The organism is Actinacidiphila oryziradicis (assembly GCF_005047355.1).
Taxonomy (GTDB): Bacteria; Actinomycetota; Actinomycetes; order Streptomycetales; family Streptomycetaceae; genus Actinacidiphila; species Actinacidiphila oryziradicis.
In genome coordinates this window covers 1-22074 of sequence record NZ_SUMC01000045.1, presented here as the reverse complement: position 1 = coordinate 22074, position 22074 = coordinate 1, and the positions used below count along the sequence as shown (strand labels likewise).

Sequence of the window (22074 nt, the reverse complement as noted above, 5' to 3'; positions counted from 1 at the left end):
GCGGTGAGCGGACCGAGCGCATTCGACCTCGCGCAGTACACCAACCGCACCAGGGCCCGTTCCACCGCCGCTCTCATGAGCCGCCGTTCACTGCTGCGCGGCGCGGCGGCCGGCGGCCTCGCTGTGACCGCTGCCGGAGCCCTGTCCGCCTGTGGCGTGGCGGGCCACGTCGTACCGGCTGGTGCCAAGGCGGTGGGCCAGGCCGGGAAGGACCACTCCGCGACCGAGAAGCAGGTGGTCTTCGCCAACTGGCCGGCCTACATCGACGTGGACGACAAGAACCCCAACAAGCGGCCCACGCTGGACGCCTTCGAGAAGCAGACCGGAATCCGGGTCGAGTACCTGGAAGTGATCAACGACAACAACGACTGGTACACCAAGGTCGACCCGTCGCTGGTCAAGGGCATCGACACCGGCTACGACCTCATGGTCGTCAGCGACTACATGGTGGCCAAGTACCGGAGTTACGACTACATCCAGGAACTGGATCTGTCGAACATCCCCAACCACTCCCGGCTGCTGCCGGAGGTACTGCGCTCCACGACCGACCCCGGACGCCGCTTCACCGTGCCCTGGGCCTACGGCTACACCACCATCGCGTACAACAACAAGCTGGTGAAGCACCCGGTCACCTCGCTCGCCGAGATCTTCACCCGGTCCGACCTGCACGGCAAGGTCTCGCTCTTCAGCGAGATGGAGGACACCGTCGCACTGGCGCTGCTGGCCCAGGGCCTGGACCCGGAGAAGTTCACCGACGCGCAGTTCAACAAGGCGCTGGAGTACGTGCGCCGGGCCAAGGAAGCCGGGCAGATCCGCTCCTTCACCGGCAACGACTACCTCAGCGACTTCCAGCAGGGCAACACCGCGGTCACCATGGCGTACTCCGGTGACGTGGCCCAGCTGGGCAAGCCGAACCTGGTCACCGTCTACCTGCCCAAGGAGGGGATGCTCTCCTGGTCCGACAACTGCGTGATCCCCGACTTCGCCCGGCACAAGACCAACGCCGAGAAGCTGCTCAACTACTACCTGCAGCCGGACGTCGCCGCCACCCTCGACGACTGGATCGACTACATACCGTCGGTGCAGGGAGCTGTGCAGGCACTTCAGAAACTGGACCCCGAAACCGCGTCGTCCCCGCTGATCGTGCCGACCAAGCAGATGCAGGCCAGGGCGCGCGGGTTCATGGCCCTCAGCATCGCCCAGCTGAACGACTACACCGGCCGCTTCCAGCAGGTCACCGGCCAGTAGGCGCGCCAGGCCGCCTGCTCAGGATGAGAGAAGACTCCCGATGAGCTCCAACGATGTGCTCGGCCGTACCGAGGGCGGAGACCTCCGCCTGGCCCGGCTGAGCAAGCGCTACGGATCGTTCACCGCCGTGGACGATCTCAACCTCACGGTCCCCCAGGGATCCTTCTTCGCCCTGCTCGGCGCGTCCGGCTGTGGCAAGACCACCACCCTGCGCATGGTCTCGGGACTGGAGGAACCGACCACCGGCCAGATCTTCCTCGGCGACGACGATGTGACCGACCGCAAGCCGTACCGCCGGCCGGTCAACACCGTCTTCCAGAACTACGCGCTCTTCCCGCACCTCGACATCTTCGAGAACGTAGCGTTCGGCCTGCGCCGCCGCGGCGTCAAAGACGTCAAGAAGCAGGTCGGGGACATGCTCGGCCTGGTCGAGCTGGGCCATCTCGCCAAGCGCAAGCCGAACCAGCTCTCCGGCGGCCAGCAGCAGCGCATCGCGCTCGCCCGCGCCTTGATCAACCAGCCGCAAGTGCTGCTGCTGGACGAGCCGCTGGGCGCGCTGGACCTCAAGCTGCGCCGCCAGATGCAGATCGAGCTCAAACGAATTCAGCTGGAGGTCGGCCTGACCTTCGTGCACGTCACCCACGACCAGGAGGAGGCCATGACCATGGCCGACACCATCGCGGTGATGAACGCGGGCCGGATCGAGCAGATGGGCTCGCCCGCCGAGCTCTACGAGAATCCCCGGACCACCTTTGTCGCCAACTTCCTGGGCCGGTCCAACCTGATCCCGGGCACGGTCGAGGGTGTCAGCGGGGACGTGGTCACCGTCGCCGCGCACGGCCAGCGGCTCACCCTTGACGCGGGGCGCTGTCGTACCACTTCCGGACCGGTCATCCTGGGCGTGCGCCCGGAGAAGGTACAGATAGCCCGCACCGCCGACGAGGTGCCGGCCGGCTTCAACAGCCTGACCGGCGGCAAGGTGGTGGACACCTCCTTCATCGGCGTCTCCACCCAGTACCTGGTCGAACTGGCCTCAGGCGAGGAACTCTCGGTCTTCGAGCAGAACACCGGCCGTGAGATCCAGCGCCCCGGCAGCGAGGTCCTCGTCTACTGGGACCCGGGCCAGGGCTTCGGCCTGGAGGGCGGCCAGGACATCGAGGCGGGCGCCGAGCTCGACGAGGAGAGCGCCGCATGACCAGCGTCGCGGAGACCTCCGCGACCCGGGAGAGGCCGGAGGCTCCCACCCCGCCGGAGCGCAGGCGCCGCCGCAACCTGACGCCATGGATCCTGCTGCTGCCGGGCCTGCTCTGGCTCATCGTTTTCTTCCTGGCGCCGATCCTGACGTCGGTGTCCGCCTCCGTGCAGGAGGGCGACTTCGACAACGGCTTCAAGCTGACCTGGCACTGGGCCAACTACTCGCAGGCGATCACCGGATACGGAACCCAGTACCTGCACTCCGGGATCTACTCGGTGCTCTGCACCGTGCTCTGCCTGGCATTGGGATACCCGGTCGCGTACTTCATCGCCTTCAGGGGCGGCAGGTGGAAGAGCCTGCTGATGGCTCTGGTGATCGTGCCCTCGTTCACCAGCTTCCTGATCCGCACCATCGCCTGGAAGACGATCCTGGCGGACAACGGCCCGGTGGTGCACGCGCTGGGCAGCCTGCACATCCTGAAGATCACCAGCGCGCTCGGCTGGACCGTCGGCGACCATGTGCTGGCCAGCCCCGCCGCCGTGGTCTGCGGCATGGTCTACAACTTCCTGCCCTTCACCATCCTGCCGCTCTACACCTCGCTGGAGAAGATCGACCCCCGGCTGCACGAGGCCGGACGGGACCTGTACTGCAGCCCGTTCGCCGCCTGGCGGCGGATCACCCTGCCGCTCTCCATGCCCGGCGTCATCGGCGGCACCCTGCTGACGTTCATCCCCGCGGTCGGCGACTTCATCAACGCCCAGTTGCTCGGCAACCCCAACACCGGGGTCGTCGGCCAGAAGATCGAGGATCTGTTCCTCCGCAACACCCAGGGCTACCCCGTCGGCTCCGCGATCTCGGTCGTGATGATGGTCGGCACGCTGATCCTGGTGATGGGCTACATCCGCAAGGCCGGGACGGAGGACCTGTTCTGATGACCACCCTGACCACCCCCGCCGTCCCCTCGGCCACCGGCGCCGCTGCGCCCGAGGCGCGCCGGCGCTCCCCGCTGGCCTGGATCCGCGAGCACATCCTGCCGGCCGTCACTGCGGTGATCTTCGTTTTCATGCTGCTGCCGAACGCGGTCATCCTGTGGATGTCGTTCAACAAACCGGTGGGCAAGTTCGACTACGTCTGGCACCAGTTCTCGCTGGACGCGTGGAAAAACCCCTGCGCCAACAGCCAGATGTGTCACAGCATCGGGCTCTCGCTGCAGATCGGCACCATCGCCACCATCGTGGCGACCGTACTGGGCACGATGATCGCCTTCGCCATGGTGCGGCACCGTTTCAAGGCCCGCTCCGGCATCAACGCCCTGCTGTTCCTGCCGATGGCCGCCCCCGAGGTGGTCATGGGCGCGACCCTGGCGGCGATGTTCTTCAACACCATCGGCCCCGGCGGGCTGGGCTTCTGGACCATCACCATCGCGCACATCATGTTCTGCGTCAGCTATGTGGTGGTCACTGTGAAGTCCAGGCTGGCGGGCATGGACCCCACCCTGGAGCACGCGGCGCAGGATCTCTACGCCACTCCGGCCCAGACCTTCATAAAGGTCACCCTGCCCCTGGTCGCCCCCGGCATCGCCGCCGCGGCGCTGCTGGCCTTCGCACTCTCCGTGGATGACTACATCATCACCGCCTTCACGGCGGGCAACCTGGAGACCTTCCCGATGTATATCTGGGGCTCGGTGCAGCGTGCCTACCCAGCGCAGATCGATGTGATCGGTTCGCTGATGCTGATCGGCACGATGGCCGTCATCGCCCTCTCGCAGGTGCTCGGCCGCGCCAGAAGCGCGCGACGCTAGGGCTTTTACGAAAGGCCCCAGCCCGTAAACTCCCGGAAAGCAGTGATATCGCATGGATCCAGCCCGTTCGCTCGCCGAGGCGCAGCCGACCCCGTACTGGCTGGACGACCCGGGCAAGCCGCAGCCGCTCCCCGCCCTCACCGGCGAGGAACGCTGCGACCTGCTGGTGGTCGGCGGTGGCTACAGCGGGCTGTGGACGGCGCTGACCGCCAAGGAGCGGGACCCGTCGCGCGATGTCGTCCTGATCGAAGGGCGGGAAGTGGGCTGGGCCGCGTCCGGCCGCAACGGCGGCTTCTGCGCGGCCAGCCTCACCCATGGCTTCGCCAACGGGCTGGCCCGCTGGCCGCAGGAGCTCCCTAAGCTGGAGGAACTGGGCGCCCGTAATCTCGACGCGATCGAGGCGGCCGTCGCGAGCTATGCCATCGACTGCGAATTCGAACGCACCGGTGAACTCGCCGTTGCCACCGAGCCGCACCAGGTGGACGAACTCCGCCATGCCGCCGAGGAAATACGGCGGATCGGCTCCACCTCCGGCGGGGCTGAATTCCTCGACCAGGACGCCGTGCGCGCCGAAGTGAACTCCCCGACCTTCCTCGCCGGTCTCCACGACCGCACCGGCGTCGCCATGCTGCACCCCGCCAAACTCGCCTGGGGCCTCAAGCGGGCCTGCGCCGGCCTCGGTGTAAGGATCTACGAGAACACTCCCGCCACCGCACTCGCGCCGGCCGGCCCCGGCATGGCCGTCCGTACCCCGTACGGCCGGGTGCTGGCCCACCGTGTCGCGCTGGGGACCAATGCCTTTCCGTCGCTGGTCAAGCGGGTGCGCCCGTACGTGGTCCCGGTGTACGACTACGCGCTGATGACCGAGCCGCTCGGGCCGGACCAGCTTGCCGCCATCGGCTGGAAGAACCGCCAGGGCCTGGCCGACTCCGCCAACCACTTCCACTACTTCCGGCTGTCCGCCGACGACCGGATCCTGTGGGGCGGCTACGACGCCGTCTACCGCTTCGGCGGCCCGGTCCGCGCCGAGTACGACCAGCGCCCCGCGACGCACCTCAAGCTCGCCGAGCACTTCTTCCGCTGCTTCCCCCAGCTGGAAGGAGTCCGCTTCACCCACTCCTGGGGCGGTGTCATTGACACCTGCACCCGCTTCTCGGCCTTCTTCGGCACCGCCCATGGCGGCCGGGTCGGCTACGCGGCCGGATATACGGGTTTGGGCGTCGGCGCCACCCGGTTCGGCGCCGAGGTGATGCTGGACCTCGTCGACGGGGCCCGCACCGAGCGCACCGAGCTGGCGATGGTGCGGCGCAAGCCCCTGCCGTTCCCGCCGGAGCCGTTCGCATCGGCGGGCATCCGGCTCACGGACTGGTCGATGGCCCGTGCCGACCGCAATGCCGGGCGGCGCAATCTGTGGCTGCGCACGCTCGACCGGCTCGGCCTGGGCTTCGACAGCTAGCGCCTCCCGCGCCCCTGGAGCCCTGGTCGTGTGCGGGCCGGTGGCCGGGGTGTGCCCACTCTCCCCCAGCTAACTCGCTCGCCCTGCGGAACGCCTGCCCACAACGTGGTGGCAATTCCAGCCCGTCCGGCGATTGAGGACTGGGATCAGGGAGAAGGCCGCGCAACGGCGGACCCGGACGACCTGTAAAGGCATATGGCCTACGGCCGACACGTTGGTGCTTGTGACGCGCGTCGCGCCCCGGCGAGACTGGCGGCAGACGATGAGAGGAAGGTCCGCCGTGACCGACAAGCACATCACCCACTGGATCGCCGGCCAGGCATGGGCCGGTACCGCCGAGCGTCGGGGCGACGTGTACGACCCGGCGACCGGAGCCGTGACCGGCCAGGTGGACTTCGCGTCGATCGCCGAGGTCGACCAGGCTGTCGGCGCCGCCGCCGCGGCCTTCCGCGACTGGCGCCATGTGTCCGTGGCCCGGCGCGCCCAGGTCCTCTTCGCCTTCCGGGAACTGCTGAACGGCAAGCGTGACGAGCTCGCCTCGATCCTGGTCTCGGAGCACGGCAAGGTGCACTCCGACGCCCTCGGCGAGATCGCCCGCGGCATCGAGGTCGTCGAGTACGCCTGTGGCATCCCCCAGCTCATCAAGGGCGGCTTCACCGAGCAGGCCTCCACCGGCATCGACGTCTATTCGATCCGCCAGCCCCTCGGCCCGGTCGCCATCATCTCGCCCTTCAACTTCCCGGCCATGGTCCCGATGTGGTTCTTCCCCATCGCCATCGCGGCGGGCAACACGGTCGTCCTCAAGCCGTCCGAGAAGGACCCGTCCGCCGCCAACTTCCTGGCCGGGCTGTGGAAGGAGGCCGGTCTTCCCGATGGCGTCTTCAACGTCGTCCACGGTGACAAGGTCGCCGTCGACCGCCTTCTGGAGCACCCCGACATCAAGTCCGTCTCCTTCGTCGGCTCCACACCGATCGCCCGCTACGTCTACGAGACCGGTACGCGTTACGGCAAGCGCGTCCAGGCGCTCGGTGGCGCCAAGAACCACATGCTCGTCCTCCCCGACGCGGACCTGGGCCTCGCGGCCGACGCCGCCGTCAACGCCGGCTTCGGAGCCGCCGGCGAGCGCTGCATGGCCGTATCCGTACTGGTGGCGGTCGACCCGGTCGGCGATGAGCTCGTGGAGAAGATCAAGGGGCGCATCGCCACCCTGAAGGTCGGTCCCGGCTGCAACGGCGACTCCGAGATGGGCCCGCTGGTCACCGGCGTCCACCGTGACAAGGTCACGTCGTACCTGGAAGCGGGCGTCACCGAGGGCGCCGAGCTGGTTGTCGACGGCCGCAAGCACCCCGTCTCCGGAGAGGGCACCGCCGACGGCTTCTGGCTCGGCCCGACCCTCTTCGACCATGTCAAGCCCGGCCAGTCCGTCTACAACGACGAGATCTTCGGCCCGGTGCTCTCCGTCGTCCGCGTCGCCTCCTACGACGAGGGCCTGGAGCTCATCAACTCCAACCCGTATGGCAACGGGACCGCGCTGTTCACCAACGACGGCGGCGCCGCGCGGCGCTTCCAGCACGAGGTCGAGGTCGGCATGGTCGGTATCAATGTCCCGATCCCGGTGCCGGTCGCCTACTACTCCTTCGGCGGCTGGAAGGCGTCGCTCTTCGGCGACTCGCACGCCTACGGCGAGGACGGCGTGAAGTTCTTCACCCGCGGCAAGGCCATCACCCAGCGCTGGCTCGACCCGTCGCACGGTGGGATCAACCTCGGATTCCCCACCAACAGCTGACGTTGCCGGTCCCAGCCGAAGGCCCGCACCGGATCCGCTCCGGTGCGGGCCTGTCCGCGGCCTGCAGCAGTCACAGCAGTAGGTCGAAAATGGCGATGGCCCTCTCCCAGTGTTTGGTCTGGGGGTTCTTCACGCCAGGATCGATGATCTTGAAAGCGTGGGCCAGTGCCAAGGAGAGTCCGCCCACGATCTCGGGAAAACGCGCCTCGGTCTCCTCGCTGGGTGCCCGGTCCATCGGGGGATAAGTCGCGAGCTGCTGCAGAATCGGCGCCAGCTCGACCTCCTGGTCGATGTCCCGGAACCGGTGGATGCTCTCCTGGAGCCCCTTGCTGATCGGCAGGTCCCAGGGTGCGAGCACATCACGGCCGTTGGCCTTGGCGGTGGCCTCGGCGATCAGCAACAGATCGTAGAGCTTCTCGCTGATGAAGTCGTTGTAGCGTTTGAGATCGCTCTTGTCCACGTCCAGCTCGGCTGCGACGCGGAAGAACCGTTCAAATCTGGACACGGCCATCACCGGCATGGGGGTCGCCTCCTTGCTCGTACCGGCCGTCGGCGGCGCGTACGGCCTCTCCCCGACTCGGACCCCCTCTCCAGCACACCACCCCCGCCCCCGGCCCGCAACGCCGGGCCCGAGGGCGCCCGCGGCCATTCCGCACGCCGCACAACGACCGCGGGCGCGACCAGTCACCAATGTGGCCGCCGACAGCAGTACCCCGCACAAGCACCAGCTCCCCGCCACATCCAGCGGCCAGTGGTAGCCGCAGTACACCAGCGCCACCCCCACCGCCAGATTGCCCAGCACCACCGCGCCCCCGAGCGCCCGGCGGGCGGCCCGTGAGCGCACCCAGGGCAGCACCAGCAGCGCGGCGGCACCGTACGCCAGCATGGCCGTGGCGGCGTGCCCGGAGGGGAAGAGCCCCGGGTAGCCGGGGGGGAGGGCCAGTGACCCGGGGCCGCCGCGCCCGATGGCGGCCTTGAGCGGGTCGACGATCAGCGGTACCGCCACCATGGCCAGCGCGTAGCCGAGCGGCGGCAGCCACCAGTGCCGTTGACCGGCCAGCCGTCCGCGCAGGACGGCGAAGGCGAGCGCGGCGCCGAGCACGGGCAGGGCTACGCCGACGTTGCCCAGATCGGCGAAGAAGTGCCCGAGGGGGGAGCCGGCGGGCCGGATGGATCGGCCGGCGATGGCCGTGCGCAACGGTTCGTCGAGGACGAGCAGACGGCCGCGTACGGCCTCCTGCCACGTAAGCAGAAGGAAAAGCGGGAGTAGCAGCACCGCGCAGAGAAAAGTCGGCCGCCCCGGAACAGGGGGGAGAGTTCCGGGGCGGCCGAAGCGATCGCGGTACCATCCGTCCCGGGGGGTTTGGGACGAACGGCCGACCGATCGGTGAGGAGTACCGATGCTTGCGGCATCGGCCCTTTTGTGCGCGAGGGCACTGCAGTGCCGGTAATGGGGAGTCACCGGCAAAGTGTCGCCCGCGGCGAGCCGCAGACGGGGTGTTTCCTCCTACGTTGAATACCGTACGTCACGGACGGGGCCTCCGGGAGAGTAGTCACCCGGTCACCATTAGGCCCGCACACGTTCTTCACGGTCAGCACTCCTTACGCACGGTTACAGCCGCGAGAAGGCACTCTCGATGATGTCCAGGCCTTCGGTAAGCAGATTCTCGCCGATGACGAGCGGCGGAAGGAAGCGCAACACGTTGCCGTAGGTGCCCGCGGTGAGGACTACCAGCCCCTCGGCGTGGCAGGCCTTGGCGAGGGCCGCGGTGGCGGCCGGGTTGGGGTTCTTGGTGCCCGGCTCGACGAGCTCGACCGCGATCATCGCGCCGCGTCCGCGCACTTCGCCGACGACGTCGAACTTCTCCTGGATCGCGCGCAGCCGGCCCAGCATGATCTCGCCGATCCGCCGTGCCTTGCCGGGCAGGTCCTGCTCGCGCATGGTCTCGATGGCGCCGAGCGCCGCCGCGCACGCCACCGGGTTCCCGCCGTAGGTGCCGCCGAGGCCGCCGGAGTGGGCCGCGTCCATGATCTCGGCGCGGCCGGTGACGGCGGCGAGCGGCAGACCGCCCGCGATGCCCTTGGCGGTGGTGATCAGATCCGGGACGATGCCCTCGTCCTCGCAGGCGAACCACTGGCCGGTGCGGCAGAAGCCGGTCTGGATCTCGTCCGCGACGAAGACGATGCCGTTCTGGCGGGCGAACTCCGCGATCTTCGGAAGAAAGCCCTTGGCCGGCTCGATGAAGCCGCCCTCGCCCGCGATCGGCTCGATCACGATCGCCGCGACATTGTGCGCGCCGACCTGCTTGGTGATCTGGTCGATCGCCTGGGCCGCGGCCTCCTCGGCGCAGTTCTCGGCGCCGGTCAGCCAGCGGAAGGGGTAGGCGAGCGGAACGCGGTAGATCTCGGGGGCGAAGGGCCCGAAACCCTCCTTATACGGCATGTTCTTCGCGGTGAGCGCCATCGTCAGGTTCGTACGGCCGTGGTAGCCGTGGTCGAAGACCACCACCGCCGTGCGCTTGGTGTACGCGCGGGCGATCTTCACCGCGTTCTCGACGGCTTCGGCGCCGGAATTGAAAAGCGCGGAACGCTTCTCGTGGTCGCCCGGGGTCAGCTCGTTGAGCTGCTCGGCGACCTCCACATAGCCCTCGTACGGGGTCACCATGAAACAGGTGTGGGTGAAGTCGGCGAGCTGCGCGGACGCGCGGCGCACGACGGCCTCGGCGCTGTTGCCGACGCTCGTCACGGCGATACCGGAACCGAAGTCGATCAGCCGGTTCCCGTCCACGTCCTCGACCACGCCGCCGCCCGCGCGGGCGATGAACACCGGAAGGGTGACGCCGACGCCGGCCGCGACCGCCGCGGTCTTGCGGACCAGCAGCGCCTGGGACTTCGGGCCGGGGATCGAGGTGACGAGCCGGCGCTCCTGGGGCAGTTCGGCCATGGCGGCGTTCTCCTTCTGTGCGGTTCTGTACGGCCATTGCGGCGCAGCGGCTGGGCGGCGTCTTTTCCCGCAGGCTAAGCCCGTACCCCGGCGGGCCGCACAGTACGAAGGGGCACAGTGGGAAACCCGTATTCGACGCGGCGGACAGTGCGCGTGCCAAGATCCTTCAATGATGCGGGCCTTGTCGATACATTGAGTGCGGAGCCGGCAAGGGGTGGCAGGTGGCAGGGGTAAATGGACACTGACGGTACATACGGGCCACGAGAGGCCGCGCCGGCGACCCCCGCCACCCCGGTCCCCAGGCCCTCCGGCCCGCCGCCGATGCCGCTGCGACCGCCCGGCGCCGCGCTGGAGACCTGGTTGCGGACGCCCCGCCTCGCCCCCGCGCCGGGCATCTACGCGTACGGGCACCAGCCCCGCCCCCCACAGGATCCGGACCGGGTCCCGGACCGCAAGCTGCTGGGCGGCGTCGTTCTCACCGTGCTGGCCGCTGTGTTCACCTGGTCGCTGATCTACAACGGCTACCTGCCGGTCATCGCGATCATCGGCTGGATCGTCCCGGCGTCCTGGCCCAGCGGCGGAGGCAACGCCTTCTGGGCCGCGGTGTTCAACTGGGGGATGTACGCGGCCATCGCGGCAGCGCTCATCTGGATCTTCGGCCGTCTCGGCCGGTGGCGCGAGGCCATCCGCCGCTACGGCGCCCCCCTGAAGAAGCTCGTCGAGGACCCCCCGCCGGGCTCCGGCCCCATCGCCGCTCCGGACGGCCCGCCGCTGGACGACCCCGTCGAGTGGCCCGAGCTGCGCGCCGCCGGACAGCCCGCCGTCGCCGACCGGCTCGCCGCCGAGATCCGCACCGGCCGGATGAACGACGTCGACTACGCCCGCATCCGCCGTGCCTGGCAATCCGTCCAGCACCAGCCGGCCCGCCTCGACGCCTTCACCGACGCAGTGCTCCGCCAGGGGGCCGCCGCCTGCGGCCACCCCTCCGGCGCCCGCGATCTGCCACTGCGCAGCGCCGTCCACGACCTGCTCACCTCGCAGGTACGGATCGGCCTGGCGCTGCCCGACGAGCGCAACGCCTACCAGTACCAGGGCGCGGGCCTCGCCCTCGACCCCACCCTCCTGGGCACCGGCCTGCTCGCTGTCGGCCCGCCCGGCTCCGGCAAGACCCGCCGCCTGGTGCGGCCGGTCGTGGAGTCCCTGTGCCTGCAGGCGCTCTCCGGCACCGCCGCGGTCGTCGTCGTCGGCGCCGCGGGCACCGACCTGGGCCCGGACGCGGCCTTCGACGTCGTCATCTCGCTCGGCGACCCGAAATCCGCCTACGACCTCGACCTCTACGGCGGCTCCGCCGACCCCGACGAGGCCGCCAGGACGCTGGCCGAGGCACTCCTGGACGGCAGCCCGTCGCACGAGTACGACACCCGCCGCGCCGCCACCGTCCTCGGCCAGCTCCTCGGCCCCTACCGCGCCGCCCACGGCCGCTTCCCCTCCGTCACAGAGCTGCGCGAACTGCTGGACGGCGCTCCCACCGCCTACGCCGCCCTCCGTGACGCCCTCGACGCGGCCGGTGCCCACGGCCAGGCCCGCGAGCTCGATGCCCGCCAGCGCCAGGCCGACCGCCCCGGCGACATCGGCGCCCTCCTCGCCGACCGCGTCGCACTCCTCGACCGGCCCGCCTTCGCAGGTTTCTTCGACGTCACCGGCCGCTCCCGTCCCTTCTCCCTGCACACCCTCGAACACCCCCTCCGGGTCCGCATCGACCTCCCCGAGCGCGGTCACGCCGAAGCCTCCAGGATCCTGGCCCGCCTCGTCCTCGCCCAGTTCACCGCCGCAGTGACGACACGCGCGGACCGGTCGTTGTTCGCCTGCCTGGTGCTTGACGACGCCTCCCACACCATCACCACCGAGGCAGTGCGCGGGCTGCAACGGCTCCGCTCCGCCAATGCCGGGGCCGTACTCACGCTGCGTACGCTCGACGACGCGCCCGAGACGCTGCGCAGCGCCCTCCTGGGTGCCGTCGGCTGCCGCATGGCCTTCTCCGGCGTCACCACCTGGGACGGCAAGCGCTTCGCCGAGGCCTGGGGCACCACCTGGGTCGAGACCCGCGACGTCACCCGCACCCCCGACCAGTCCGGCGGCCTGCTGCGGCGCCTCGGGCGCGGAGTGCGGAGGATCTTCACCGGCGAGGCGGCCACCACCGAATCCGTCACCGTGCGCAAGGTCGAGCGCGAACGCTGGTCCGCCTCGGATCTCGCGCACGCCGTCCCGGCCGGGCACGCCGTCCTCTCCCTCACCGCCACCACCGGCGAGCTCGCCCCGCCGATACTGGCCGACCTCCGGTCCTGACGTACGGTGAGGCCGTGCCGCCCACCCTCGCTTCGTTGCTCCGCACCCCTGCGCTCAAGCTCACCGTCCTCGCGGGAGCCGACCGGCTGGACGCCACGGTGCGATGGGTGCACACCAGCGAGCTCGACGACCCCGCCCCGTACCTGGAGGGCGGGGAGCTGCTGCTCACCACCGGCCTCAAGCTCGACCTCCGGCCCGAGGCGCTCAGCGCCTATGTGCACCGGCTCGCCGACGCCGGAGTCGTCGGCCTCGGCTTCGGCACCGGGGTCGTCCACGACGCCGTACCCCCCGAGCTGGTCTCCGCCGCCGCCGAACGGGGCCTTCCGCTGATCGACGTGCCCCGCCGCACCCCCTTCATCGCCCTCAGCAAGGCAGTGTCCGCCGCCGTCGCCGCCGACCAGTACAAGGCCGTCACCGCGGGCTTCGAGGCCCAGCGCGACCTCACCCGCGCCGCCCTCGCCCCTGACGCCACCGGCGCCCTCCTCACCCGCCTCGCCGCCCACCTGGGCGGCTGGGCCGCCCTCTATGACGCCTCCGGTGCCGTCCTCAACGCCGCCCCCGACTGGGCCCACCGCCGCGCCGCCCTCCTCACCGGCGAGCTCGACCGGCTGCGCGACCGCCCAGCCCCCTCCAGCGCCGCCGTCGCCGGCGACGACCGCGTCGAGCTCCAGTCTCTCGGCACCGGCCGCCGTCCCCGCGGCTTCCTCGCCGTCGGCACCGAGGCACGCCTGGACACCTCCGCCCGCTACATCGTGCACGCCGCCGTCGCGCTGCTGACGCTCTCCCTCGAACAGTCCAGCACTCTCCAGGACGCCGGACAGCGCCTCGGCGCCGCCCTGCTGCGCATGCTCCTCGCCGGGGAGTACGAGCACGCCCGCACCGTCGCCGGCCGGCTCTACGGCGACCTCCTCGACGCCCCCGTCCGGGTGCTTGTCGTCCACGGCGCCGCCTTCGACCCCGAGCTCACCGGCGAACCCGTCCTCGCCGTCCGTGACGCCGGCCGCCTCACCGTCCTCGCCGCCGCCGACGGCGCCGCCCTCAGCGCCTGCGTACGCCTCGTGAGCGGTGACGACACCCTCGTCGCCGGCCTCTCCGCCGCCGTCGCGGCCCCCGACGCCGCCACGGCCTTCGGCCAGGCCGAACGCGCGCTGGCCGTCGCCCGGCGGCGCGGGATGAGCCTGGTCGAACACGACGCCGTCGGCTCGGGTTCAGTCGTCCCGCTGCTGGCCGACGACGCGGTGCGCGCCTTCGCCGACGGCCTGCTGCGGCCGCTGCGCGACCACGACGCCACCTCGCGCGGTGACCTGGTCGCCTCCCTCCGTGCCTGGCTGTCCCGGCACGGACAGTGGGACGCCGCCGCGGCGGACCTCGGGGTGCACCGGCATACGCTGCGCTATCGCATGCGCCGGGTGGAGGAGATCCTGGGGCGCTCGCTCGATGACCCCGATGTGCGGATGGAGCTGTGGCTGGCGCTCAAGACGATGCCCTGACGGGGGCGCCCGAATCCGCCCTCTCCAGGGTGACCCCCGTCGAGGCCATCTCGGCGCCTTGGGATCGCAGGCGGCCGCTGCGGACATCCGCCCCGGCTCGGCGGCCCGCTCCTTTCTCCCCGGAGATCGGCCGGACCGGCCCTAGGCCGAAACGTCCCAGCAGCGAGCCCGCACACTCCACCCCGGACAACCCCGAACGGCACCGCCCCCGCCTACGGTGTTCGCATGACGACCGCTAACGCCACCCCGTTCTGGCTCGCCGGCCACCAGGCCACCGGCGAGGACCACTTCGACGTCACGAACCCCTGGGACACCAGCGTCGTCGCCGGCGTGAGTATCCCGACCGCCGCCCAGGTGGAAGAGGCGGTGGTGGCGGCCGAGGCCGCCGAAAAGACCTTCGCCGCGACGCCGGCGCACATCAGGGCCGCGGCGCTGGACCATGTGTCGAAGCGCCTCGCCGAGCGCACCGAGGAGATCGCGCGCCTGATCACGGCGGAGAACGGCAAGCCGCTCAAGTGGGCCAGGGGCGAGGTCGGCCGTGCCGTCTCCGTCTTCCGCTGGGCCGCCGAGGAGGCCCGCCGCTTCAACAGCGGTGAGGCACAGCGCCTGGACACGGACGCGGGTGGCGTCGGCCGCCTGGCGCTGACCCGGCGCTTCACCAAGGGCCCGGTGCTCGGGATCGCGCCGTTCAACTTTCCGCTGAACCTGGTCGCGCACAAGGTCGCCCCGGCGATCGCGGTGGGCGCGCCGATCATCCTCAAGCCGGCCCCGGCGACCCCGTTGTCCGCGCTGCTGCTCGGCGAGCTCCTTGCCGAGACCGAAGGTCTCCCGGCCGGCGCCTGGAGCGTCCTGCCGGTCCCGAACGACCGGATGCCGTCGCTGGTGCAGGACCGGCGCCTGCCGGTGGTCTCCTTCACGGGCTCGGACAAGGTCGGCTACCAGATCCTGGACTCGGTGCCGCGCAAGCACACCACCCTGGAGCTGGGCGGCAATGCCGCGGCCGTCGTCCTCGCCGACTGGTCCTCGGAGGCCGACCTGGAGTGGGCGGCGAGCCGCATCGCGACCTTCTCCAACTACCAGGGCGGCCAGTCCTGCATCTCCGTACAGCGCGTCATCGCGGACGCCGCCGTCTACGACCGCCTCGCGGAGAAGATCGTCGCCAAGGTGGCGGCCCAGGTCACAGGCGACCCGTCGGACGATGCGACCGACGTCGGTCCGCTGGTCGACGAGAACGCGGCCAGGAGGGTCGAGTCCTGGGTCGAGGACGCCGTCACCAAGGGCGCCAAGCTCCTTGCCGGGGGCATCCGCGACGGCGCGTCCTACGCGCCGACCGTGCTCGCCGAGCTCCCCGCGGACGCGATCCTCGCCACCGAGGAGGTCTTCGGCCCCGTCCTCTCCCTCCGGAAGGTCAACGGCACCGGCGAAGCCTTCGCCGCGGTCAACGACTCACGGTTCGGCCTGCAGAGCGGAGTCTTCACCCACGACCTGCAGACCGCCTTCCGCGCGCACCGCGAGCTGGAGGTCGGTGGTGTCATCATTGGTGACGCCCCCTCCTACCGCGCCGACCAGATGCCCTACGGCGGCGTCAAGGACTCCGGCGTCGGGCGCGAGGGCGTGAAGTACGCGATGGACGACTACACCTACGAGCGCGTCCTCGTCCTGACCGGCCTGGACCTGTAGCCGCCACCCGGCAGCCGTCACCCGGGTGGCCCAATCCCGGCAAGAGCCACTCCCGCAACGGCCGGGGCGCATGTGCGGTGCGCCCCGGCCGCGCCATGCGTAAGCGCCCCGCGCCCGGCCCGCGCGCCAGCTCTGGCGGAGCCGCGCGTTATCGGGTACCAACGGACAAGTAGCACCGGACGGTAACCGGAGGTGCCCCCATGTCCGCACCAACCGCACGCAAGGTCTCCGAGCACGAGGCGCGCCAGGTCGCCGAGGCCGCCCGGGAACAGGACTGGCGCAAGCCCAGCTTCGCCAAGGAACTGTTCCTGGGCCGTCTCCGGCTGGACCTGATCCACCCGTACCCGATCTCCGCCCCGGACGATGTCCAGCGCGGAGAGGAGTTCCTCGCCAAGCTCCGTGACTTCTGCGAGACGAGGATCGACTCCGCCCGCATCGAGCGCGAGGCGCGCATCCCCGACGAGGTGATCAACGGGCTCAAAGAGCTCGGCGCCCTCGGGATGAAGATCGACACCAAGTACGGCGGCCTGGGCCTCACCCAGGTCTACTACAACAAGGCGCTCGCCCTGGTCGGCTCCGCCAACCCCGCCCTCGGCGCGTTGCTCTCCGCCCATCAGTCGATCGGCGTGCCGCAGCCGCTGAAGATGTTCGGCACCCCGGAGCAGAAGGAGAAGTTCCTTCCCCGCTGCGCCCGCACCGACATCACCGCCTTTCTCCTCACCGAGCCCGACGTCGGCTCCGACCCGGCCCGGCTGGCCACCAGCGCGGTCCCCGACGGCGACAGCTACGTCCTCGACGGAGTGAAGCTCTGGACCACCAACGGCGTCGTCGCCGACCTCCTGGTCGTCATGGCCCGTGTCCCCCGGTCCGAAGGACACAAGGGCGGCATCACCGCCTTCGTCGTCGAGGCGGCTTCCCCCGGCATCACCGTCGAGAACCGCAACGCCTTCATGGGACTGCGCGGCCTGGAGAACGGTGTCACCCGTTTCCACCAGGTCCGGGTCCCCGCCGAGAACCGTATCGGGCCCGAGGGCAGCGGCCTCAAGATCGCCCTCACCACCCTGAACACCGGCCGGCTCTCCCTCCCGGCCATGTGCGCCGGGGCCGGGAAGTGGTGTCTGAAGATCGCCCGCGAATGGTCCGCCGCCCGCGAGCAGTGGGGCAAGCCCATCGCCAGGCACGAAGCCGTCGGGAGCAAGATCAGCTTCATCGCGGCGACCACCTTCGCCCTTGAGGCGATCCTCGACCTCTCCTCCCAGATGGCCGACGAGGACCGCAACGACATCCGCATCGAAGCCGCCCTCGCCAAGCTCTACGGCTCCGAAATGGCCTGGCTCATGGCCGACGAGCTGGTCCAGATCCGCGGCGGCCGGGGCTTCGAGACCGCCGCGTCCCTCGCCGCCCGCGGGGAGCGGGCCGTACCCGCCGAGCAGATGCTGCGCGACCTGCGCATCAACCGCATCTTCGAGGGCTCCACCGAGATCATGCACCTGCTCATCGCCCGCGAAGCCGTCGACGCCCACCTGTCCGTCGCAGGGGACCTCATCGACCCCGAGAAGGACCTCAAGGCCAAGGGCGCGGCCGCCGCCAAGGCGGGCGGCTTCTACGCCCGCTGGCTCCCCCAGCTCGTCGCCGGGCGCGGCCAGCTCCCCACCTCCTACGCCGAGTTCGGCGACCTCGCCCCGCACCTGCGCTACGCGGAGCGCAGCGCCCGTAAGCTCGCCCGTGCGACGTTCATGGCGATGGCCCGCTGGCAGGGCCGGATGGAGACCAAACAGGTCTTCCTCGGCCGCGTCGTCGACATTGGCGCCGAGCTCTTCGCCATCAGCGCCGCCTGCGTCCGCGCCGAACACCTGCGCCGCACCGGCGACAACGGCCGCGCCGCCCAGCAGCTCGCCGACGCCTTCTGCCGGCAGTCCCGGATCCGCGTCGAAGAGCTCTTCACCCGGCTCTGGTCCAACACCGACGACCTCGACCGCCGCATCGTCGACGGTGTCCTCGCCGGCACCTACACCTGGCTCGAAGCCGGCATCGTCGACCCCTCCGGGGAAGGTCCCTGGATCGCCGACGCGACCCCCGGCCCCTCCGAGGCCGAGAACGTCCACCGCCCCATCCGCTGACACCCGGCGGCGCCACGGACCGCGCCTGGCGGCGTCATCGCCACATCGTCACACCCGCCAGGTGCGGATCCGGTCCGCCAGTTCGAACACACTCGCCGCGCCGCTCTGCGCATCCCGTACGAGCTGATTGATCTCGCCGTACTTGGCGTGGATCGCCTCACCCGCAGCCGCCATGTACGAGAAGGTGACGACACACGCGAACAGCTCATTACGCGACGCCATGGGCGTCAACTGGACGACGGTGTGCGCCAGACAGGCCGCGGCCCACGCCGCGTCGGGCTCGTAGCCGACCCGGGGACCGGCGGTGTGATGCCGCGCGATGGCGGCGGCCAGTGCCGTGAAGTCGACCAGATGGGACTCTTCGGGGACGTACCGCTCCTGCAGCTCCAGCAGCCAGCGCTCATCGATGTTCAGCTTCAACGGGCGCCGCCGGGGCCGAAGTCGCGCTCGAAGTCCGCGCCGAAATCGGCCATGAACTTCTCGGCGGCCTCGAAGAACCGCGTCCGCGGCCCCCCTATCCCGTCCTCTATCAGCTCCTCGACGTATTTCTGCACGCTCTGGCCGTGTTTGCTGGCCTCCGCCTTGAGCTTGGCGGCGAGCGCCTCGTCCACGCGTACATTGAGCTGCACTTTCGCCATGCGCTCATGCTAGCGAGCGGCCGCTAGCACGGACAAGGCCGCCTCGGCGTTCCCGGGCGCCGGCCGAGGCGGTCGACGAGATCCCACAGCCGGTCCCCGCGCCTGACCACCCGCCCGGCGCAGACGGCCTGATCGGGCCGATGGGCCGAGCTGGTGTCGGCGGCCCGGGGGACACCGGCCACAATGGGGGGATGACGGACTCACTCGCCGACCCGCATCTACGCCTACCCGCCCAAGCCGCGGCCACCACAGCCACCACAGCCACCGAGGGCCCCCGGGACATCGTGATCCTCGGCTCCACCGGGTCGATCGGCACCCAGGCCATCGATGTGGTGCTGCGCAACCCGGACCGCTTCCGAGTGGTCGCTCTGTCCGCCGCGGGCGGCCGTGTGGAGCTGCTCGCCGAGCAGGCCCACCAGCTGGGGGTACGGGCTGTCGCGGTGGCGGACGAGCAGGCCGTCGAGCCGCTGCGTCAGGCGCTGGCCGCGCGGTACGGGCGCGGAGGCGGAAACGGGGGCGAGCTCCCGGAGATCCTCGCAGGCCCCGACGCGGCCACCCGGATGGCCGCGATGGAGTGCCACTCCGTCCTCAACGGGATCACCGGATCCATCGGCCTGCGGCCGACCCTCGCCGCGCTGGAGGCTGACCGGATACTCATCCTGGCCAACAAGGAGTCGCTGATCGTCGGCGGCCCGCTGGTGAAGGCGGTCGCCAAGCCGGGCCAGATCGTGCCCGTCGACTCCGAGCACTCGGCGCTGTTCCAGGCGTTGATGGGCGGCACCCGGGCCGAGGTCCGCAAGCTGGTCGTCACCGCCTCCGGGGGCCCGTTCCGGGGGCGTACGAAGGAAGAGCTGGCCGATGTGACGCCGGATCAGGCGCTGGCGCACCCCACGTGGGACATGGGCCCGGTTGTGACGATCAATTCCGCCACCCTCGTCAACAAGGGGCTGGAGGTGATCGAGGCACACCTTCTCTACGACATTCCCTTCGACCGGATTGAGGTTGTGGTCCATCCGCAGTCGTATATCCACTCGATGGTGGAATTCACGGATGGCTCGACGCTCGCCCAGGCCAGCCCGCCCGACATGCGGATGCCGATCGCACTCGGCCTCGGCTGGCCGGACCGGGTGCCCGACGCCGCGCCCGGCTGCGACTGGACCAAGGCCACGACCTGGACTTTCTTCCCGCTCGACGACGATGCTTTCCCGTCCGTCGGGCTGGCACGCCAGGTCGGCAGCCTCGGGGGAACGGCACCGGCGGTGTTCAACGCGGCGAACGAGGAGTGCGTCGACGCTTTCCTGAACGGCAGGTTGCCGTTCAATGGGATCGTGGACACTGTTGCCCAGGTGGTGAAGGAACACGGCACCCCACGCGACGGAACCTCCCTCACCGTGGAGGACGTTCTGGAAGCGGAGGCGTGGGCCCGAGCCCGCGCCCGCGAGCTGGCGGCGGCACAGCAGACTACGACCGGACAGGCGACTACGGAGGCTGCAAGCGTATGACGGCACTCATGACGATCATCGGGATAGTCGTCTTCTTTTTCGGCCTTCTCATTTCGATCGCCTGGCACGAGCTAGGACACCTCTCCACCGCCAAGCTCTTCAAGATCCGCGTGCCCCAGTACATGGTCGGTTTCGGCCCGACGATCTGGTCCCGTAACAAGGGCGAGACCGAGTACGGCATCAAGGCGGTCCCGCTCGGCGGCTACATCCGCATGATCGGGATGTTCCCCCCGGGGGAGGACGGCCGGATCACAGCCCGCTCCACCTCGCCCTGGCGCGGGATGATCGAGGACGCCAGGGCGGCCTCGTACGAGGAGCTCCAGCCCGGCGACGAGAACAGGCTGTTCTACACGCGCAAGCCCTGGAAGCGCGTCATCGTCATGTTCGCCGGGCCGTTCATGAACCTGATCCTGGCGGTGGCACTCTTTCTTGGCGTGCTGATGGGCTTTGGCCTGAACACGACCACGACCACCGTCAGCTCGGTCGCCGACTGCGTCGTCTCCCAGGCCGACCAGGCGGCCAACGCCAAGAATCCCTGCAAGAAGAACGCCCAGGCCTCCCCGGCCAAGGCAGCCGGTCTCAAGGCGGGCGACCGCATCACCGCCTTCAACGGCACCCCGGTCGACGACAGCCAGTGGTCCGTCCTGCAGCAGAAGATCCGGGACACCACCGGGCCGGCCACCATCACCGTAGTACGGCACGGCAAGACCCTGGACCTGCGCGCCAACCTGATAGAGAACAAGGTCGCCAAGACCGACGGCAAGGGCGGCTACGTCAACGGCCAGTACGTCACCGCGGGCTTTCTCGGTTTCACCCCCGCCTCCGGCGTCGTGACTCTCAACCTGGCCCAGTCGGTCAACCGTATGGGCGACATGATGCAGCAGGGCGTCCAGTCGATCATCGCCATTCCCTCCAAGGTCCCCGCCCTGTGGAACTCGGTCTTCAACGGGGCCCCGCGTCAGCAGGACTCCCCGATGGGCGTCGTCGGCGCCGCCCGGGTCGGCGGCGAGGTCGTCTCCCTGCACATCCCGGCCGTCCAGCGCATCGCCTTCATGCTCACCCTCGTGGCGGGCTTCAACCTCTCCCTCTTCCTGTTCAACATGCTCCCGCTGCTGCCGCTGGACGGCGGTCACATCGCGGGCGCCCTGTGGGAGGCGATCCGCCGCAACATCGCCAAGGTCTTCCGGCGTCCCGACCCGGGCCCCTTCGACGTGGCGAAGCTCATGCCGATCGCCTACGTCGTCGCTGGCATCTTCATCTGCTTCACGGTGCTGGTGCTGGCCGCGGACCTGGTCAATCCGGTGAAGCTGACGTAGGGCCGGTCCGGCCGGTCTCCGACGCCGCGGAGATCGGCCGGACAAGCCCGAGCGCCTCGGTCGGCGGCCGACGCCGGAGTGGTGTCAGGTACGTGGGCGGGTTGCCGTAATCTCGGTAGCCGGAGCCCGCCCACGCCGACCACCCTTGGGGATGCCAAGCAATGACCGCGATTTCGCTCGGGATGCCGTCCGTTCCGATCAAGCTCGCCGACCGCCGCCACAGTCGCCAGATCCAGGTCGGGTCCGTCGCCGTCGGTGGCGACGCACCGGTCTCCGTGCAGTCGATGACCACGACCGTCACCGCCGACATCGGCGCCACGCTCCAGCAGATCGCCGAGCTGACCGCCTCCGGCTGCCAGATCGTAAGGGTCGCCTGCCCCTCGCAGGACGACGCGGACGCCCTCGCCGTCATCGCCAGGAAGTCCCAGATTCCGGTGATCGCGGATATTCATTTCCAGCCGAAGTACGTGTTCGCGGCGATTGACGCGGGTTGTGCGGCGGTGCGGGTGAATCCGGGTAATATCCGGCAGTTCGACGACAAGGTGAAGGAGA

17 protein-coding genes are annotated in these 22074 nt (G+C 70.0%); 13 read left to right on the top strand and 4 right to left on the bottom strand.

Going from position 1 to position 22074, the window contains the following annotated elements; translation table 11 throughout:
- Window positions 1-3 precede the first annotated feature (3 nt).
- The 6 genes from FCI23_RS33870 to FCI23_RS33845 all read left to right on the top strand — a co-directional run bounded on the left by FCI23_RS33870 (window position 4) and on the right by FCI23_RS33845 (window position 7486).
- Window positions 4-1248 (top strand): ABC transporter substrate-binding protein, encoded by a 1245-nt coding sequence (locus FCI23_RS33870; protein WP_136727943.1) that lies wholly within the window; start codon window positions 4-6, stop codon window positions 1246-1248.
- 40 nt (window positions 1249-1288) lie between these two features.
- Window positions 1289-2443, top strand: coding sequence for an ABC transporter ATP-binding protein (locus FCI23_RS33865; protein ID WP_136727942.1), 1155 nt, complete (start codon window positions 1289-1291; stop codon window positions 2441-2443).
- On the top strand, window positions 2440-3375 hold the full coding sequence (locus FCI23_RS33860) for an ABC transporter permease (RefSeq protein ID WP_136727941.1): 936 nt from the start codon (window positions 2440-2442) through the stop codon (window positions 3373-3375). The genes FCI23_RS33865 and FCI23_RS33860 overlap by 4 nt, the downstream gene beginning before the upstream one ends.
- A gap of 131 nt (window positions 3376-3506) precedes the next feature.
- The gene (locus FCI23_RS33855; RefSeq protein WP_246144324.1) at window positions 3507-4244 is read left to right on the top strand and encodes an ABC transporter permease; all 738 of its coding nucleotides are present in this window, start codon (window positions 3507-3509) and stop codon (window positions 4242-4244) included.
- A gap of 52 nt (window positions 4245-4296) precedes the next feature.
- Window positions 4297-5700, top strand: coding sequence for an NAD(P)/FAD-dependent oxidoreductase (locus FCI23_RS33850; RefSeq protein ID WP_136727939.1), 1404 nt, complete (start codon window positions 4297-4299; stop codon window positions 5698-5700).
- 280 nt (window positions 5701-5980) lie between these two features.
- A complete protein-coding gene (locus FCI23_RS33845) occupies window positions 5981-7486 on the top strand; it encodes a CoA-acylating methylmalonate-semialdehyde dehydrogenase (protein WP_136727937.1) in 1506 nt (501 codons plus the stop codon).
- Between the two features lie 70 nt (window positions 7487-7556).
- Here FCI23_RS33845 and FCI23_RS60455 read toward each other — a convergent pair whose 3' ends face one another.
- Both FCI23_RS60455 and gabT read right to left on the bottom strand, forming a co-directional pair.
- Complete coding sequence (locus FCI23_RS60455; RefSeq protein ID WP_246144315.1) at window positions 7557-8762, bottom strand: DUF1931 family protein; 1206 nt, start codon at window positions 8760-8762, stop codon at window positions 7557-7559.
- Between the two features lie 336 nt (window positions 8763-9098).
- Window positions 9099-10430: a 4-aminobutyrate--2-oxoglutarate transaminase gene (gene gabT, locus FCI23_RS33830; RefSeq protein WP_136727935.1), complete on the bottom strand. Its 1332-nt coding sequence runs from the start codon at window positions 10428-10430 to the stop codon at window positions 9099-9101.
- Window positions 10431-10664: 234 nt separating this feature from the next.
- Here gabT and FCI23_RS33825 point away from each other — a divergent pair, with 234 nt between their 5' ends.
- From FCI23_RS33825 to FCI23_RS33810, 4 genes are all read left to right on the top strand, one after another.
- Entirely contained in the window at window positions 10665-12776 is a 2112-nt protein-coding gene (locus tag FCI23_RS33825; RefSeq protein WP_136727933.1) for a type IV secretory system conjugative DNA transfer family protein, read from the top strand.
- Between the two features lie 14 nt (window positions 12777-12790).
- On the top strand, window positions 12791-14266 hold the full coding sequence (locus FCI23_RS33820) for a PucR family transcriptional regulator (protein WP_136727931.1): 1476 nt from the start codon (window positions 12791-12793) through the stop codon (window positions 14264-14266).
- A 225-nt stretch (window positions 14267-14491) separates the two neighbouring features.
- Entirely contained in the window at window positions 14492-15946 is a 1455-nt protein-coding gene (locus FCI23_RS33815) for an aldehyde dehydrogenase family protein (protein ID WP_136727930.1), read from the top strand.
- A gap of 200 nt (window positions 15947-16146) precedes the next feature.
- The gene (locus FCI23_RS33810) at window positions 16147-18066 is read left to right on the top strand and encodes an acyl-CoA dehydrogenase family protein (RefSeq protein WP_136727928.1); all 1920 of its coding nucleotides are present in this window, start codon (window positions 16147-16149) and stop codon (window positions 18064-18066) included.
- Between the two features lie 48 nt (window positions 18067-18114).
- On the opposite strand, the gene FCI23_RS33805 is transcribed toward FCI23_RS33810, so the two are convergent.
- Together FCI23_RS33805 and FCI23_RS33800 are read right to left on the bottom strand one after the other, a co-directional pair.
- Window positions 18115-18486 carry a toxin Doc gene (locus FCI23_RS33805; protein ID WP_136727926.1) on the bottom strand — a complete coding sequence of 124 codons (372 nt, stop codon included), beginning with the start codon at window positions 18484-18486 and terminating at the stop codon, window positions 18115-18117.
- Window positions 18483-18704: a toxin-antitoxin system HicB family antitoxin gene (locus FCI23_RS33800; protein ID WP_136727924.1), complete on the bottom strand. Its 222-nt coding sequence runs from the start codon at window positions 18702-18704 to the stop codon at window positions 18483-18485. Before FCI23_RS33800 ends, FCI23_RS33805 begins: the two co-directional genes overlap by 4 nt.
- 191 nt (window positions 18705-18895) lie before the next feature.
- Here FCI23_RS33800 and dxr point away from each other — a divergent pair, with 191 nt between their 5' ends.
- The 3 genes from dxr to FCI23_RS33785 all read left to right on the top strand — a co-directional run.
- Window positions 18896-20206: a 1-deoxy-D-xylulose-5-phosphate reductoisomerase gene (gene dxr, locus FCI23_RS33795; RefSeq protein WP_136727922.1), complete on the top strand. Its 1311-nt coding sequence runs from the start codon at window positions 18896-18898 to the stop codon at window positions 20204-20206.
- On the top strand, window positions 20203-21522 hold the full coding sequence (locus FCI23_RS33790; RefSeq protein ID WP_136727920.1) for a M50 family metallopeptidase: 1320 nt from the start codon (window positions 20203-20205) through the stop codon (window positions 21520-21522). Before dxr ends, FCI23_RS33790 begins: the two co-directional genes overlap by 4 nt.
- 161 nt (window positions 21523-21683) lie before the next feature.
- On the top strand, window positions 21684-22074 hold a 391-nt coding region (locus FCI23_RS33785), incomplete at its 3' end, for a flavodoxin-dependent (E)-4-hydroxy-3-methylbut-2-enyl-diphosphate synthase (RefSeq protein WP_169317052.1).